Source organism: Paenibacillus sp. fava2 (genome assembly GCF_058313675.1).
Genome location: NZ_CM177755.1, coordinates 4957933 through 4974269, shown reverse-complemented (window position 1 = coordinate 4974269; position 16337 = coordinate 4957933). Strand labels below are relative to the sequence as shown.

14 protein-coding genes are annotated in these 16337 nt (G+C 54.1%); 11 read left to right on the top strand and 3 right to left on the bottom strand.

What is annotated here, in order from left to right; all coding sequences use genetic code 11:
- Positions 1-57: 57 nt before the first annotated feature.
- The 4 genes from xerD (at position 58) to AC4G46_RS21925 (ending at position 4544) form a co-directional block, all read left to right on the top strand.
- A complete protein-coding gene (xerD, locus tag AC4G46_RS21940; RefSeq protein WP_221798231.1) occupies positions 58-948 on the top strand; it encodes a site-specific tyrosine recombinase XerD in 891 nt (296 codons plus the stop codon).
- Positions 949-1094: 146 nt separating this feature from the next.
- Positions 1095-2273, top strand: coding sequence for a phosphopentomutase (gene deoB, locus AC4G46_RS21935; RefSeq protein ID WP_491124575.1), 1179 nt, complete (start codon positions 1095-1097; stop codon positions 2271-2273).
- A 32-nt stretch (positions 2274-2305) separates the two neighbouring features.
- Positions 2306-3127, top strand: a complete 822-nt coding sequence (locus AC4G46_RS21930; protein WP_491124574.1) for a purine-nucleoside phosphorylase — start codon at positions 2306-2308, stop codon at positions 3125-3127.
- Positions 3128-3212: 85 nt separating this feature from the next.
- On the top strand, positions 3213-4544 hold the full coding sequence (locus AC4G46_RS21925) for a pyrimidine-nucleoside phosphorylase (protein WP_491124573.1): 1332 nt from the start codon (positions 3213-3215) through the stop codon (positions 4542-4544).
- Positions 4545-4622: 78 nt separating this feature from the next.
- Here the strand turns inward: AC4G46_RS21925 and AC4G46_RS21920 are convergent, their stop codons facing one another.
- Together AC4G46_RS21920 and AC4G46_RS21915 are read right to left on the bottom strand one after the other, a co-directional pair.
- Positions 4623-4793 carry a hypothetical protein gene (locus AC4G46_RS21920; RefSeq protein WP_491124572.1) on the bottom strand — a complete coding sequence of 57 codons (171 nt, stop codon included), beginning with the start codon at positions 4791-4793 and terminating at the stop codon, positions 4623-4625.
- Positions 4794-4902: 109 nt separating this feature from the next.
- The gene (locus AC4G46_RS21915; protein ID WP_491124571.1) at positions 4903-5940 is read right to left on the bottom strand and encodes a serine hydrolase domain-containing protein; all 1038 of its coding nucleotides are present in this window, start codon (positions 5938-5940) and stop codon (positions 4903-4905) included.
- 278 nt (positions 5941-6218) lie between these two features.
- On the opposite strand from AC4G46_RS21915, the gene AC4G46_RS21910 reads away from it, so the two are divergent.
- From AC4G46_RS21910 to AC4G46_RS21895, 4 genes are all read left to right on the top strand, one after another.
- On the top strand, positions 6219-7169 hold the full coding sequence (locus AC4G46_RS21910; RefSeq protein WP_491124570.1) for a DUF1177 domain-containing protein: 951 nt from the start codon (positions 6219-6221) through the stop codon (positions 7167-7169).
- Positions 7170-7330: 161 nt separating this feature from the next.
- Complete coding sequence (locus AC4G46_RS21905; protein WP_491124569.1) at positions 7331-7999, top strand: AroM family protein; 669 nt, start codon at positions 7331-7333, stop codon at positions 7997-7999.
- A 16-nt stretch (positions 8000-8015) separates the two neighbouring features.
- Complete coding sequence (locus AC4G46_RS21900; protein WP_491124568.1) at positions 8016-8960, top strand: aminopeptidase; 945 nt, start codon at positions 8016-8018, stop codon at positions 8958-8960.
- A 131-nt stretch (positions 8961-9091) separates the two neighbouring features.
- Complete coding sequence (locus AC4G46_RS21895) at positions 9092-9745, top strand: aspartate/glutamate racemase family protein (protein ID WP_491128949.1); 654 nt, start codon at positions 9092-9094, stop codon at positions 9743-9745.
- Between the two features lie 885 nt (positions 9746-10630).
- Here AC4G46_RS21895 and AC4G46_RS21890 read toward each other — a convergent pair.
- Complete coding sequence (locus AC4G46_RS21890; RefSeq protein ID WP_491124208.1) at positions 10631-11836, bottom strand: IS4 family transposase; 1206 nt, start codon at positions 11834-11836, stop codon at positions 10631-10633.
- 707 nt (positions 11837-12543) lie between these two features.
- Here AC4G46_RS21890 and AC4G46_RS21885 point away from each other — a divergent pair.
- The 3 genes from AC4G46_RS21885 (at position 12544) to AC4G46_RS21875 (ending at position 16311) form a co-directional block, all read left to right on the top strand.
- On the top strand, positions 12544-14070 hold the full coding sequence (locus AC4G46_RS21885) for a PucR family transcriptional regulator (protein ID WP_491124567.1): 1527 nt from the start codon (positions 12544-12546) through the stop codon (positions 14068-14070).
- Between the two features lie 273 nt (positions 14071-14343).
- The gene (locus tag AC4G46_RS21880) at positions 14344-15354 is read left to right on the top strand and encodes an ABC transporter permease (RefSeq protein ID WP_491124566.1); all 1011 of its coding nucleotides are present in this window, start codon (positions 14344-14346) and stop codon (positions 15352-15354) included.
- A gap of 30 nt (positions 15355-15384) precedes the next feature.
- Positions 15385-16311, top strand: coding sequence for an ABC transporter permease (locus tag AC4G46_RS21875; RefSeq protein WP_491124565.1), 927 nt, complete (start codon positions 15385-15387; stop codon positions 16309-16311).
- The last annotated feature ends 26 nt before the right edge of the window (positions 16312-16337 follow it).

The following is a 16337-nucleotide window of genomic DNA, read 5'->3' as shown; positions in this document are numbered from 1 at the left end:
ATGCCTAAATGCTGCATAGCCGCGATAAGCAGCCTGAGCAGACGGGAGCGTGAACGAATGAAGTCGCATTTGCAGCCTTTTATGCAGTATCTCACCGAAGATAAGGGCTTGTCCTCAAGCACGCTAGAATCTTACGGGCGGGATATTTCGCAGTTTTTGGAGTTTGCAGCCGGGCGGGGGATTGCTTCGCCGGACGAAATAAGAAGAACACATCTTCTCCAGTATCTTGCCGAGCTCCGCGGAGCCGGAAGGGCGGCGGCTACTGTTAACCGGAGCACGGTATCGCTGCGTGCTTTTTTTCATTATTTGCTGAAAACCAGGCAGATTAGCCAGGACCCGACACTGGAGATGGACAAAATAAAGCCCAGCAAAAAGCCGCCGATGATCCTCAGCATCGGGGAAGTGGAGCGGCTGCTGGCCGCTCCCGATGAAACAGGCCCGCAGGGGATGCGCGATAAAGCCATGCTGGAGCTGCTGTATGCTACCGGTATCCGGGTCTCCGAGCTGATCTCGCTGGATGTCGGGGATGTGCAGACAGGGCTGAAATATGCCCGCTGCAGCTCAGCGTCGGGCAAGGAACGGATTATCCCGATCGGAACGATTGCCGCAGACAGTGTTGCGCGGTATACGGACGGGATGCGGGACAAGCTGCTGCGCAGCAGCAGGGAGGAGCCCGCGCTGTTCCTGAACAGTCTCGGCGGACGGCTGACCCGGCAGGGCTTCTGGAAAATCATCAAGAAATATGCGCGGGAAGCCGATATCACGCAGGATATTACCCCGCATACCCTGAGGCACTCGTTCGCTGCGCATCTGCTGGAAGGCGGTGCGGATCTCCGGTCGGTCCAGCAGATGCTGGGTCATGCCGATATCTCGACTACACAGGTATACAGCGGTATTGCCCGTAAGAATATGAAGGAAGTCTACGAGAGCCATCATCCCCGGGCTTAAAAAGATGCTTTTTATGAGTAAGATCGTTATGATGGAATCATACTGAAAGAATGGCCGGACACGGGATTCTCCGGATGGTTCTTTTCCCAGGTTATGAAAAAGGCTATGAATAAGGTTATGAATACTGCGAAGGAGTGAATGATATAATGTCATCATTTAAACGGATCGGATTTATAGTGCTTGATAGTGTAGGGATCGGCGAAGCGCCGGATGCCGAAAGTTTTGGAGATAAAGGTTCCCACACGCTGGGCCATATTCTGGAGCGGGTACCCGGCCTGAAGCTGCCGAACCTGCAAAAGCTGGGTCTGGCCAACATTGCGGCCCTGCCGCCGCTTGAGCCGGTAGCTGAGCCAGCCGGTTATTACGGCAAAATGCAGGAGGTATCCGTAGGCAAGGATACAATGACCGGCCACTGGGAGCTGATGGGGCTGAAGATCGAGGTTCCTTTTAACGTGTATCCGGACGGGTTCCCTGCAGAGCTGATTGAGAAATTCGAAGCGGCGACGGGCCGCAAGGTAATCGGAAACAAGCCGGCTTCCGGTACTGAAATTCTGGTGGAATACGGCGAAGAGCAGATGAAGACCGGTGCCTGGATTGTGTATACTTCCGCCGATAGTGTTTTCCAGCTCGCTGCCCATGAGGATATCATTCCGCTTGAAGAGCTGTACAGCGCCTGCAAAATCGCCCGCGAGCTGACTATGGCTCCCGAATTCTCGGTAGGACGCGTCATTGCCCGCCCTTATGTCGGCCAGCCGGGAGATTTCAAGCGTACGCCTAACCGTCATGACTATGCCGTTAAGCCGCCGGAACCAACCGTGATGAACGCGCTTCAGGATATCGGCAAGGATGTCATTGCCGTCGGCAAAATCAACGATATTTTCACCGGGGAAGGGGTTACGGCCTCGTATCCTACCAAGAGCAATGAGCACGGCATCCAGATCACGATTGATGAGCTTCGCAAGCCCTTTGACGGCTTCCTGTTCACCAACCTGGTAGACTTTGACTCCCTGTATGGGCACCGCCGTGATCCGGAAGGGTACGGCCGTGCGCTGGAAGTGTTTGATGAGGCCATTCCGGAGCTGCTGTCCACGCTTGGCGAAGACGATCTGCTGATTATTTCCGCCGACCACGGCAATGACCCGATCCACAGCGGAACGGATCATACACGTGAATTTGTGCCGCTGCTGGTGTACAGCCCGAGATTCAAGACCCCTGGTAACCTGGGCATCCGCCAGACCTTCTCTGATGTGGCCGCTACGATTGCCGACAATTTCGGGGCAAAGGCGCCGCTGTACGGGACAAGCTTTTTGGCAGAACTTAAATAACGAACCTTATATTTTCAAGGAGGCAACAAACCATGTCAGTAACTCAAAATCACATTCAAGAGGCAGTAGCCTATATTAAAGATCAATGTACCGTAGCCCCGGAAATCGGCCTGATTCTCGGTTCCGGACTGGGCGTGCTGGCAGATCTGATTACGGATGAAGTAGTTATTCCTTATAATGAAATTCCGCATTTCCCGGTATCGACTGTTGAGGGCCACGAAGGCGAGCTGCTGATCGGTCTGATCGAAGGACGCCGCGTAGTCATGATGAAAGGCCGCTTCCACATGTATGAAGGGTATGGCCCTGAGACAACGGCGTTCCCGGTACGGGTTATGAAGGAGCTTGGGGTAACCAGCCTGCTTGTGACCAATGCCGCCGGTGGTGTGAACAAGGACTATACCCCGGGCGATCTGATGCTGATTACCGATCATCTCAACCTGACCGGCCGCAATCCGCTGATCGGACCGAACGATAACGCGCTGGGCGTGCGATTCCCGGACATGTCGGCTGCTTACAGCCCTCGTCTCATTGCAGTAGCTAAGGAAGCTGCGGCAGCGCAAAATTTCGAGTTCAAGGAAGGCGTCTATGCTGGCCTGCTTGGTCCTAACTATGAAACACCTGCCGAGATCGTGATGCTGCGTGTCCTCGGTGCAGATGCTGTAGGGATGTCTACCGTTTCGGAGACTATTGTAGCCCGTCACGCAGGCCTTGAGGTGCTAGGCATCTCCTGTATTACCAACATGGCTGCCGGTATCCTGGACCAGCCGCTGAATCATGCCGAGGTTATGGAGACGGCGGAACGTGTGCGCGATCGCTTTTTGAAGCTGGTGCTGGCCTTCATTCCTAACATGTAGGCTGAGCCGTTACCCTGCGTTCTGCTTTGGCTGTAAACTAAATTATCGGGCTCGTCAGAGCCATTATCCGTGAGGTGCAAAACTAATGCGTGCAGTTGATCTGATTCAGAAAAAAAGAGACGGCGGCGAGCTCAGCCGTGAAGAAATTGCATTCCTGGTGCAGGGCTACAGCAAAGGGGAGATTCCGGACTACCAGATCTCGGCCTGGGCTATGGCTGTCTATTTCCGGGGGATGAACGCGCGGGAAACCGGCGATCTGACGCTGGAGATGGCAATGTCCGGCGACCAGGTGGATCTTAGCCCGATTGCCGGCATCAAGGTGGACAAGCATTCCACCGGCGGCGTAGGCGACAAGACAACCGTAGTCCTTGCCCCGCTGGTGGCTTCTGCCGGCGTTCCGGTCGCCAAAATGTCCGGCCGCGGGCTGGGCCATACCGGCGGCACACTGGACAAGCTGGAGTCCATCTCCGGATTCTCGGTGGAGATGGGCCGTGAGCAGTTCTTTGCCCAGGTCGGGGAAATCGGCGCGGCCGTTATCGGACAGTCCGGCAATATTACGCCTGCCGACAAGAAGCTGTATGCACTGCGTGATGTGACCGCAACGGTGGAATCCATTCCGCTGATTGCCAGCTCCGTCATGAGCAAAAAAATCGCCGCCGGCGCCGACGCCATCGTGCTTGACGTCAAAACCGGCAGCGGTGCGTTCATGAAGACGCTCGACGATTCGATCGCCCTGGCACAGGCCATGGTTGATATCGGCACGCATCTCGGCCGTAACACAGTGGCCGTGATCAGCGATATGGATCAGCCGCTGGGCTTCGGCATCGGCAACGCGCTGGAGATCAAGGAAGGCATCGAGACGCTGAAGGGCCAGGGGCCGAAGGACCTGCAGGAGGTCTGCCTCATTCTGGGCAGCCAGATGCTGGTGCTGGGCGGCAAGGCGAAGGATGAGGCGGAAGCGCGCTCGATCCTGCTGTCGCACATCGAGGACGGCAGTGCCCTGGAGAAGTTCAAGCAGATGGTATCCGCACAGGGCGGGGATGTTACACAGGTTGAAGCTCCGGACACTTTACCGTCGGCCAGCCGCTTCATTGAAGTGAAGGCTGCAGCTGCAGGTTACGTAGAGAGCATCCAGGCTGAGGAGATCGGCGTAGCCGCCATGCTGCTCGGAGCAGGACGCGAAACCAAGGAATCGCAGATTGATCTTGCTGTCGGCATCCAGCTGTCCCTGAAGGTCGGCGATGCTGTTGCCGCAGGCGATACGCTTGCCGTGCTGCATGTGAATGATGCCAGTGAGAGCAAGGTACAGGAAGCGGAAGCGAAGGTGCTGGAGGCTTACCGCATCTCATCTGAGCCGGTTCCGCCGCAGCCGCTGGTGTTCGCACTGGTAACGAAGGACGGCGTTACGCGGTACTAGATCCGCAATTTAATAATAAACGTACGGAACATTTGCTGTCCCGTACGCCAGAGACTGCCGGGAAACTCCCGGCAGTTTTTATTTTATTTTCGTAAAATCCACCTCATAAATGACGGACTGATTCTGTTCTTCATCCAGATAGATCAGCTCGGTAGGCTGGCTGAAATCGATTCTGCCTGTATTGAAATAGGGAATCAGAATTTTGGAATAGCGCCTGCTGCCTATCCCGTCCTGACGGCGAATCATCATTTCCAGCTGCAATAGCTTCCTTCATCTGGCGGTCAGACAGGTCAATAACGAAGTAATTAGAGAAAGGATCATGATGGCCATGACCACTTTATTTTCAAAAGGATTCGCCTCAGCCTTCTCTATCACTGTTCAGATTACGCTCCACGGCCTGCAGCATCCGGTAAGCTCCCCGGCTCTCGTTACAGAGGACTGCAGCTATCGTGCCGCCGACCGGATAATAGGCAGAGTGGAAGGATACGCCGGGGTCATAGCCCATCACATGATATTTGTACACCCCGCCGTCACGCTTCGTAATCCACACCCCGTACCCGTAGTAATTGTCCTTTTCTTCATGGATATGCGGCGTTAGCAGCAGGTTGGTCATCTCCGGGCCCAGCAGCCTGTGCTGAAGCAGCCCCTCCCACAGCAGCAGCATGTCAGGAGCGGTCGTGAATGCCCCGCCGTCGGCGCCCCCCTGAACCGGGATGGAGTAGATGTTGGTAGTCCATGTGCTGTCTTCTTTTACAATATACCCCTGAGCCGTATTACCGGGCAGCACGTCAAGTGCAAAGTATCCCGAATCCTTCATTCTGCATTTAGCGAAAATATGCTGCTCCACATAATCCGTATAGGTTAACCCGCTAAGCTTCTCAACGAGCAGCCCGAGCAGAATGTAGCCGGCATTGTTGTAATGGAATCTGGCACCCGGTTCAGAAGCCATCGGCAGGTTACAGAACATCGGCACAAAATCCTTGGGCTGCCTGAGCAGATACATGGGCCGGGTTATCCAGAGCTCGGTGAAATCCTCCATTGTTTCTTCATCAAAATAATCCGGAATCCCGGAGCTGTGGGTCAGCAGCTGATGCACAGTAAATCTGTTATTGAACAAGGGAAACGAGGAGCGCTCCAGTATATCCATAACGCTGCTCTCCAGTGCAAGCCGGCCCTGCTCCACCAGCTGGCAGACTGCAATGGCTGTAAACAGCTTGCAGCCGGAGGCAATGCCGAACCGCGTATCCTGACAGTTGAGTATCTGATCAGCTTTGTTGGCGTACCCGTATGCGCCGGAGACTGCAGGTGTACCAGTGCTTTTTACGAGAAAAGACCCCGAGAATCCCGCCGCCTCCGCTTCTGATTGCATGGCAGCTGCCAGCTGTTGCTCTAGCATAAAAAAACCTCCTGCTATGTAATGTCTTTAGGGTAGATGGTAATGTCTGTATGCTTCATAAGCTACCATATCATGCCTGCTTCCAAAAGGGTATGTCTACTTCTTCTATGAAACATTTGCTGCCGGTAAAGAGTATACGCGGGACGTAAGGTTTATCTGCTAAGGACAAGAAACCTGCGTTAGTTTTGGCAGGGCGGTACATTGTGGACATTTCTGACTTTGCGATAGTATAAATGCTAACATTACAATCTTGAGATCGACATCCGGGAGGGAATAGAATGGCACTTCAGCAAACGATTAAGGTAATGAACACAATGGACAGTGCATATGTGAACGGGGAGCAGGTTAAGCAATTATTTTCTGATTATTCCGGGATTGAGGTCCTTGTTAAAAAGGTAGAGGGTGAAAAAGGCAGCACGGAATTCGTTAAAATTACGATTCCGGGCAGCGAGGGTAAGCTTAATGGAGGCAGCGCGCCTACTTTCGGCATTGTCGGCCGCCTTGGCGGAATCGGCGCCCGCCCAAGCCGGATCGGGATCGTCTCTGATGCAGATGGGGCAGTAGCAGCAGTTGCTGCAGCACTCAAGCTGGCGGATATGCAGGCCAAAGGGGATGTACTGAAAGGGGATGTGCTGATTACAACGCATATCTGTCCGGATGCGCCGACGCTGCCGCATGAGCCGGTGGATTTCATGGATTCTCCGGTGGACATTCTGCAGATGAACGAGCATGAGGTGCTGCCTGAGATGGAAGCCGTGCTGTCCATTGACACAACCAAGGGGAACAGAGTGGTCAACCACAAAGGCATTGCCATCTCGCCTACTGTCAAGGAAGGCTACATCCTGCGGGTCAGCGAGGATCTGCTGCGGATTAAAGAAATGACGACTGGCCAGTATCCGGTTACTTTTCCTGTGACGACACAGGACATTACGCCATACGGGAATGGGCTGTACCATATCAACTCCATTCTGCAGCCTGCGGTAGCCACATCGGCACCGGTTGTGGGTCTGGCTATAACTGCCCAGTCCATGGTTCCGGGCTGCGGCACCGGCGCAAGCCATGAAGTGGATATCGCCCAGGCGGTGCGTTTTGCCATAGAAACGGCCAAAGAAGTGACCCAGGGGACCTGCTCCTTTTATAACGAGGAAGAGTTCGCACGCATTACTGAACTGTATGGTTCTATGAATGTCCTGCAGACTTTGGGCAGACCGGCAGTGGCTTCCCTTTAACAGTATAGAATACGGTGGCGCTGAAGCGGTTCAGCGCCATTTGTATATCAGGTTGAATGGACTTGAAATTTAAGCTGAGGGAAGTGTAACGGGGGAGAATTTTGGAACCCGGGTGCCGGAAAAGGTTGATAAAGAAACAGGGATTGTCAGGAGGGAACAGCTTGAACAATATCGGCATGATTACAATCGGCCAGACTCCGCGTTCGGATGTGGCGCCGATTATCGAAAAGCAGCTGGACGGGCGGGCCGGACTGGTACAGGCCGGGGTGCTGGACGGCTATACTGCTGCGCAGGTGCGTGAGCAGTTTAGTCCGCAGGCCGGGGAGTACGTATTGACTACCCGGATGGCGGACGGCTCGGCGGCTGTTATTTCCCGGGAGCGGATCGCACCGGTGCTGCAGGGGAAGATTGATACAATGGAAGCAGAGGGGATCACTACAATTCTGCTGCTCTGCACCGGCGTTTTTCCGGGGCTGCATACGAATCGTGCCCATCTGCTGGAGCCGGATCAGATTATTCCGCTTGTCGTGCAGGCGATGCTGGGCGGCCGCCGGCTGGGGCTGATCGGTCCTCTGCCGGAGCAGGAGGACAGTATGAAAGAGAAGTTCGCCGTTTCCGGCGCGCGGGTTCCCTTTGCTGCGGTTTCGCCGTATACCGGCACGGAAAGGGATTTCCGCGCTGCTGCCGAGCGGCTGCGTGGCGAGGCTGACGTGCTGGTACTTGACTGTATGGGCTATGTGGAGCAGCATAGACAGTGGGCAGCTTCAGCAGGAGTGCCCGCTGTGCTGTCGAATGCCTTGATGGGCAAGCTGATAGCAGAAATGGTGTAATCAGGAGGAAGTTAACATGAGTGAAGCAAGAATAGGGATCAGCATGAATGTTCTTAAGGATTGCCTGGGGCTGCGCAGCGGCGAGCTGCTGGCTGTTGTAGCCGATGATGACAAGCGTGAGCTTGCCGAATCCGTGTACGAGGCAGGCAAGCGGCTCGGGGCTGAGTCGATGCTGCTGGTCATGAAGCCGCGCAGCAAGTCCGGTGAAGAGCCGCCTGCTCCGGTTGCAGAGGCAATGGCCAAAGCGGATGTGGCGGTATGCATAACAACACATTCCATGACACATACGGCGGCCCGTAAACAGGCGGCCGCAGCAGGAACCCGGGTGGCGACCATGCCGGGGATGACAGACGATATGTTCAGCCACGGAGCGATTACTGCCGACTATGCACAGGTCAAGGAACTGACCGAGCAGGTGGCCGCGCTGCTGTCCGCAGGCCGGGAGGTCCGGGTCGAGAAGGACGGGTTCAGCCTCAGCTTCCCGATTGACGGCAGAGACGGCGTACTGAGCACCGGGCTATATTTGAATCCGGGTGAATCAGGTAATCTGCCTTCCGGTGAGGCTTTTATTGCTCCGCTGGAAGGTACTGCGGCCGGGAAGATTGTTGTGGACGGCTCAATCGCTGGAATCGGTGCGCTGAACAGCCCGCTGGTGCTGACCGTCGAGCAGGGCCGTCTGACCGCAGCCGATGGTGAAGGCGGGGACAAGCTGCTGGAGCTGCTTGGTTCAGGCGACGGACGCCTCCTTGGGGAATTCGGCATCGGCACAAACAATAAGGCCAGAATTACCGGAGTGGTGCTGGAGGATGAGAAGGTCTACGGCACGATCCATGTGGCATTCGGCAGCAACAACACCTTCGGCGGAACGGTTGCGGCAGGTGTACATATAGACGCTGTAGTGATGAAGCCGGATGTGTATATTGACGGGAAGCTGATTATGCGTGCCGGTGAGCTTTTGTAGGCAGGCGTGCTGCTCATACCAGCTGCAGGGAAGCGGGCCGGAAGCTGTCGGCCATACGGTTGAGTGTACGTCTGACCGGGAACAGCCACGAGGGCAGACTAATCACGATGTTTGATCAGGGGGAGATAAGGATGCTTGGAATGATACGTGTAATTACGCTGCAGGACGAGTCTGCAGTCCATCTGCACGGGGCGCTGGTTGAAAAGCGCTACGGCCTGCCGGTGCTCAGCCGCTGCATTCCGGACCAGCCCCGGGGCGTGTACAACGACGAGACGGAAGCCGAATCGGTGCCAAAGATTATTGAACTTGCCCGGCAGCTGGAGACAGAAGGCTGTACTGCAATCGGCATCAGCTGTGCTGCAGATCCGGCCCTTGCTGAAGCAAGGGTGGCGGTCAGGGTTCCGGTGTTCGGCGCAGGCTCCTGTGCCGCGCATCTGGCATTGACCTGCAGCAGCCGGATCGGTGTCCTGACGATCCTTACGGAGGTACCGCCGCTGATCCGCGGTATTCTTGGTGATGCCTATATTGGCATGGACCGTCCTGACGGCGTAACGACTACACTGGATCTTGGTACGCCAGCCGGACGGGCCGGCGCCCTTGCCGGCGCGGCCCGGCTCGTCGAACACGGAGCCGAAACGATCGTACTGGCGTGCACCGGCTTCGCCACCATCGGGCTTGCGGCCGAGCTGGAGGAGCAGCTCGGCATCCGCGCCTTTGATCCGATCCTGTCGCTCGGCGCGGCTGTGGCTTCAGCTGCATCTTTGCCAGATCGGATGCGGCGCTGATTACTGCGCACTAATGTATCATGTTAAGCCGGTACCAGGTGCATGCCAGGTGTGTCCCACATGTGTGCAAAGGATGTACGGAGTGCGTGCGAAGAACGAGCTAAGAACGAGCTAAGAACGAGCCAATGCAAGTATATCTTTTGCATGTATGACGAAGCGTGCTAAATGCGTACCGCGTGCATGCTCAATGCCGGGGGCGTCATTGTACTTGGCTTGAAAAGTCTAAGAATAGTCTGGTGATATTCTCACTGGGAAAGCTTTATTGGCAGCTGCTGTGCCAGCTCCGCAGCCAAAAATGCAGTTAAGGCGTCCCCTGAAACGTTTGCGGGGATGCTTTTTTTTGCTGTTAAGAAACGTTAAGGGCAAACGGGGAAAACTGTTAGGGTATAGTATCACGCTTTGGCGGGCGGGGGATAAGTGTTCGCTGTAACGGGGAGCGGAATGTCGATTTAGAGTAATATTTAGTTTCCTGGTATGAGGAGTGTGGCAGAGCTGAGGTTTATTGATGATAGCCGGAAAAAGGAGGCTTGAACTAACTATCGGGTTGTCCCGCTCAGCTGTTCGCTGAGGTTTCCTTACGGTTTCAGCGTTGAGACTGATGCTCGAACAAACTAATTGGATTTTTGCTACTTCATTTCACCATTTGGCATCATTCAAGCTATTTAGTTGGAAAAATGATACTTATTTCATGCGAAATATACCGTTCAAGGTGAATTTGGAATAATTAAGTGCTGTTTTTCCACTAGACATGCATACAAACTTACATGAGAGCTAAATTAAACCAAAAGTAATAATTTTACAGTTAGTTTTATAGACTCAATGAAAAAAGAACAGTGGCGTCTTAAAACGTAGGGTTAGTTACCAATTAATGGTATATCATGTTTGTTATCTGAGAATTATCTTTACCGTCGCTCGTTTCTCTTTCGTTTGTTCTGGAGTTTCTGCGGGCTTAGGGATCTTTTGCCGACCTTTAGAACGACGAGTCGGTTCACGATTCAGCGCTTCAATAAATACATCCCAGTCTTTCATGGCGTAATACCTCATCTTTCGCAGCATGCTCCATACACTTAGGGTGGACTGCACTTCTAAATGGATGAGCTGACAAAGTAGCGCCGTAATGATTCCGATGTAACATTGGACCCACACTGCGTGGGGGTGGTGATTATGGAACGTTACGGTGGCCAGATGCTGCTTGATCCATTTAAAAAACAGCTCAATTTGCCAGCGACAGCGATAAATTTCACCAACGTCTTCGGCTGAAAGATCCTGACGATTTGTGATGACCTCGTAGATTTTTCCATGCTTATCTTGGAATTGTACAAGGCGAACGCAAAACGTTTGGCCCGATTTTTTATCCAGAATCTCAACGTCAGCGTCCCGAGTAATATTGCTGCTACCCGAAATGGGATGTTCGGTCAGCACGGTGTACTTTGTTTTTGCACGGATCCGGGCTACAAAAAGCACCGTCCCTTCCGACCATTCTCTGAAGTTTCCGTAATGCACATAGCCACGGTCGAAAATGTAGGTGAATTCTCCAGGCACAACCAGATATTTGACCGCTTGTTGATCCGACACACCGATAGTGGAAAGGACAATCTCATCCGGAAAATGACACCCTGCTTCCAGCGAAAGCAGCCGCGTATGGATTTTGACACCCTTGGTCTTATTTTGATAAAACGCCCAATCGCCGAGTATTTTGGGTAGCGAAAGGCTCGTTGAATCGACGGGTGCTAACTTTCCAAGATGCTTGATGCCCTTGGCTTCCGCTTTTCGCAATTTTAATTCCTGAACAAGATCGGTAAACAACCACTCGAGATAAGCAAGAGGGATGGTGCCGAGCTTGCGGTTCAAGGTCGATTCGTGAATGGTCGTGAGTCCGGTAATGTCCTGAAGCTCTGCATTCGTTTCCAAATGGAGCACAATGTCGGAAAGAGTCCGCCTCTGCTGCAACTGAGCTTCTACAAAAAGGGTAATCGCGGCCCCAACGGTAAGTTTTTTCGAATAATGATCTGCGAATGGACAACGAAAAGAATGTAACATTAAATGCTGTAAGTACTTGCGTAAAACTGAATTTTGCGATATGTTACCCATGGATTAGCTCCTTTTGTGGAGAGATGTGGGTAACCTGCCTACTCTCTCTACATTAGGGCTTTTTTCATTTTTCACCAGAGTAAACTCATCTTTTTTATCCATAATTAGCTAACTATTTCAAAAAAATTTATGTTAGGTTTGCCGCATGTCTAGTGCTGTTTTTCCAACTAGAATCTCGAGAACTGCGTGAGATCCAAAAATAGATCGCGATTTTCCACTTAGTTTGATAAGAGCACATACACTAACGAGTGTACAAGCATGGCTAAGATACAATTGACCCGGCGGAATCACTCCCAAGGCTCGCAATGAAGGGCAAAAATGCCTCTGATTCCGCGGAAACAGCTCGGCACGGCGAAATGAAAGGCAAAAATGCCTCTGATTCCGTGAAAATAGCTCAGCGCGTCTAAATGAAGGGCAAAAATGCCTTTGAATCAGCCGAAATAGCTCAGCACGGCGAAATGAAGTGCAAAAATGCTTCTGAATCCGCCGAAATAACCCAGCGCGGCGACGGAAGTTGAGCTGAAGCTTTTCGCAGGACAAGCTCGCTCCGGCGAATGCATTCGTATTGCCAATTTGGAAATATATGCAATTTGCTATATTTTCCTGTGGTAAACGGCGTATGTCTGATAAACTAACATGAGCAATTAACGCGGCATATTTCAGGAAAAATAATGAAATACTGTATACAGCAGAGGGAGGCAGAAGCATTGAAGACACGTGGAATTACATTAAGAGAACTGATGCAGCTGTCCGTGCTGGGCAAAGCGAGGGTAATCAGCGGTGAGCAGGGCCTGGACCGGGTGGTCCGGTTTGTAGATATTATGGAGGTCCCTGACCTGAAGGGCTGGATCAGCGAGGGCGTCATGCTGCTGACTACAGCCTACTCGATCCGTCACGACCCTTCGCTGCTGGCGGAGCTGATCTATACACTTGATAATCTGGGCGCGGCGGCACTTGCGATCAAGCCGGCCCGGTTCCTGAAGGAGATACCGCAAAGCGCGATTGACGCCAGTAATGCCTGCGGCCTGCCGATTGTGGAAATCCCCCCGGAGATTCCCTACACGGATATCACCCAGCCCGTGACGGAGCTGCTGCTCGGCCGGCAGGCGATGCTGCTGCGCCGGGCGGAGGAGGTGTACCGCACCCTGACAACGATGGTGCTGGAGAACAGCGGCATCCAGGCGGTAACGGATAACGTGGCTGAGTTTCTGAAGGCTCCAGTGGCGCTGGTTGATCCGGAGCGGAAGATTATCGTCTCCTCCCCGGCGGATTATGAATGGCAGCAGGAGGCAGTGCCGCTGAACTGGAGCATTCATGTAGACCGGCGCACCGTGGCCAAGCTGCTGGTGGACAAGCAGCGGCTGGACGATATGGAGGAGGTAGGAATCGAACAGGCCAGGCTGGTATTCGCGCTGGAGCTGATGCGCAGAAAGGTAGCCGAGGACACGGAATTCCGGCTGCGCGGCAATTTCATCGACGAGCTGCTGACCCCGCCCCTGCCCACGCGCCATGAGGTGGAGCGCCGGGCAAGACAGCTGGGCATGAACCCCGAGCATAAATGGGAGGTGGCGGTCATTGAAGGGGAGAGCGCGCCGAGCGAGGAGACGGTCAACCGGCTGCTGGAACGGGAAGCGAAGAAGCGCGGTGTCACGCCCCATGCCGAGTACCGTTCCAGCCGGGCTGTACTGTTCCTGCCGACACCAGAGGGGCGTAAGCTCAGCGCGGCTGAAGATATACAAGAGTCCTGGTCCAGGACGCTGGAGGGCTGGCTGCAGGACAAAAGCAACGGCCTCGCCAATTACCGGACCGGCGTCGGGACGCCGGAATATCTGTGGGACATCCACACCAGCTATAACGAGGCCCGTAAGGCGCTGTCTGTCTCCAGACGGCTGGGACAGGGCACAGGCAGTGTTACCCGCTATGAGGAGATGGAGGTATACCATCTGCTGGAGGGGCTTGGCGGACCGGGCTTTGAGCGCCTCTTCGAGCGCAAGCTGGGCAAGCTGCTGCAGTATGACAAGGAGCATGACAGCAACATGCTGCTGACGTTCTATCATTATCTGGAGTGCCGGGGAAGTCTGATTGATACTGCCAACAGCCTGTACATACACCGCAATTCGGTTAAATACCGGCTGGAGCGGATCCGCGATATTACGGGCTTTGATCTGAATGATCCGCGCGAGCAGTTCGTCTGCCATTTGTGCCTGATCTACTACTACCTGCAGGAAAAATAGGCGGGATTGGAATTTTTACGGAAAGCAATGTCAGATAAAGTGACGTTCACGCGTTGCAGTAGTGCACAACCGACAAACGGTTGTGCTTTTTTTTAGTTAAACGGGACGTAGAGCAGGCGTTGAAATCTATGTAGAATTAGCACAACCACTAAAGAACAGCAGGAAACAGCACAGTACCTGACATGGAGCCGCAGGTTCTGCCGTAAAGAGATGGCTCAGTACAAGACACAAGACTGGAAGGGTAGTTACAGAAGCCGTAAGGGGGTTGATTCATTGTTTGCTTACACATTAAAAAGACTGGTGCAGATGGTTCCGGCTCTGCTCGGCATTATCGTCATCACCTTCATTCTCTCAAGAGTACTGCCGGGTGATCCCGCGATCATGCTGGCCGGGGAACAGGCGCCGGAGGAGACGGTGAACAAAATCCGCCAGGATATGGGGCTGGACAAGCCGCTGTACATCCAGTTCTTTTCCTACATCGGGCAGCTGCTCAAGGGGGATATCGGCTATGCATATCACACCGGGCATTCGGTAGCCAGCGATCTGGCATCCCGCTTCCCGGCTACGGTCGAACTGACACTGGCCAGCATACTGATTGCGATTCTGGTGGCGATTCCTGTGGGGATCGTTGCCGCTACCAAGAAAGAATCAATTCTGGACCACATCTCCCGGGTATTCTCACTGATCGGGGCCTGTGTACCGATCTTTTGGCTGGGCCTCATGTTCATTTATATCTTCTATTCCATCCTTGGCTGGGCTCCGGCACCGATGGGCCGGATCAGCGGCGATCTCAATCCGCCGGTGCATCTGACCGGATTGTACGTGCTGGACAGCATCCTGTCGGGAGATATGATCGCTTTAAAAAGCAGTCTGGCCCACCTGCTGCTCCCGGCGATCTGCCTGAGCACCGGCACTATGGCCATCGTGGCCCGCATGACCCGCTCCAGTATGCTGGAGGTGGTGGATCAGGATTTTGTCCGCACGGCACGGGCCAAAGGCCTGCGGGAATCCGCTGTCGTGTACAAGCATGCACTGGTTAATGCGCTAATTCCTACATTAACTGTACTCGGACTGCAGTTCGGCTTTCTGATGGGCGGAGCGGTTATTACAGAGACTATCTTCTCCTGGCCGGGTATCGGCGGTTACGTTACGGATTCCATTCTGGCAGCGGATTATGCGCCGATCCAAGCTTTTACCCTGGTCAGTGCCGTGCTCTATTGCGGGATTAACCTGGCTGTCGATCTGATCTACGGCATCATTGATCCGCGTATCCGCTATGAATAGAACCGCTTCTGAGAAAGGAGGAGACTTACGTTGAGCACTGCAGCACATTCAGCGCATTCATCACAGCCCGCACATCCGGCACAGGGCAAGCCGGCCAGACCGGAGGCTGCCGCCAAGCCAAAAACCCTATGGTCCCTGCTGCTGCGTAACCGGCTTGCCGCCCTCGGGCTAACCTTTATCTTCATCTGGACGGTCATTGCCATTATTGCCCCGTGGATTGCCCCGCATGATCCTTATGCGACCAATATGGCGAACAAGCTTCAGGCTCCTTCGGCCAGCCACTGGTTCGGAACCGACAATTTCGGCCGCGATATTCTCAGCCGGGTGCTCTACGGGGCAAGAATCAGTATCTGGACCGGTCTGATCGCAGTCGGCATCTCCTTCATAATCGGTGTGCCGCTCGGCGGAATTGCCGCTTACTATGGCGGCCGCACCGGAACGATCATCATGCGTCTGATGGACATTCTGCTATCCTTCCCTTCGCTGGTCCTGTCCATGGCAATCGCTGCTTCGATCGGAGCAGGCCTGACCAGTGCGATGATTGCCGTCGGGATCGTCGGCATTCCGGAATTTGCCCGCCTGATGTTCGGGCAGACAGTCTCACTCCGCGAGAAGGAATATATAGAAGCAAGCCGGGCAATCGGCGTGAAAAATACAGTCATCCTGTACCGCCATATTCTGCCCAATGCCCTTGCACCGCTAATGGTGCAGGCAACGCTCGGGATGGGCTTTGCCATCCTGACAGCCTCCAGTCTCAGCTTTCTCGGGCTTGGCGTTAAGCCGCCGGTTGCCGAGTGGGGCGCGATGATCTCCGAAGGACGGGAATACATTATTTCCGGGCAATGGTGGCTGGTTACTTTTCCGGGATTGTCCATTGCCACTTCGATCTTAGGCTTCAACCTGCTCGGTGACGGATTCCGAGATGTGCTTGACCCGCGGTTGCGTTCCGGCAAATAAAGCAGAGCAGGGGAGCACGCCTCCCT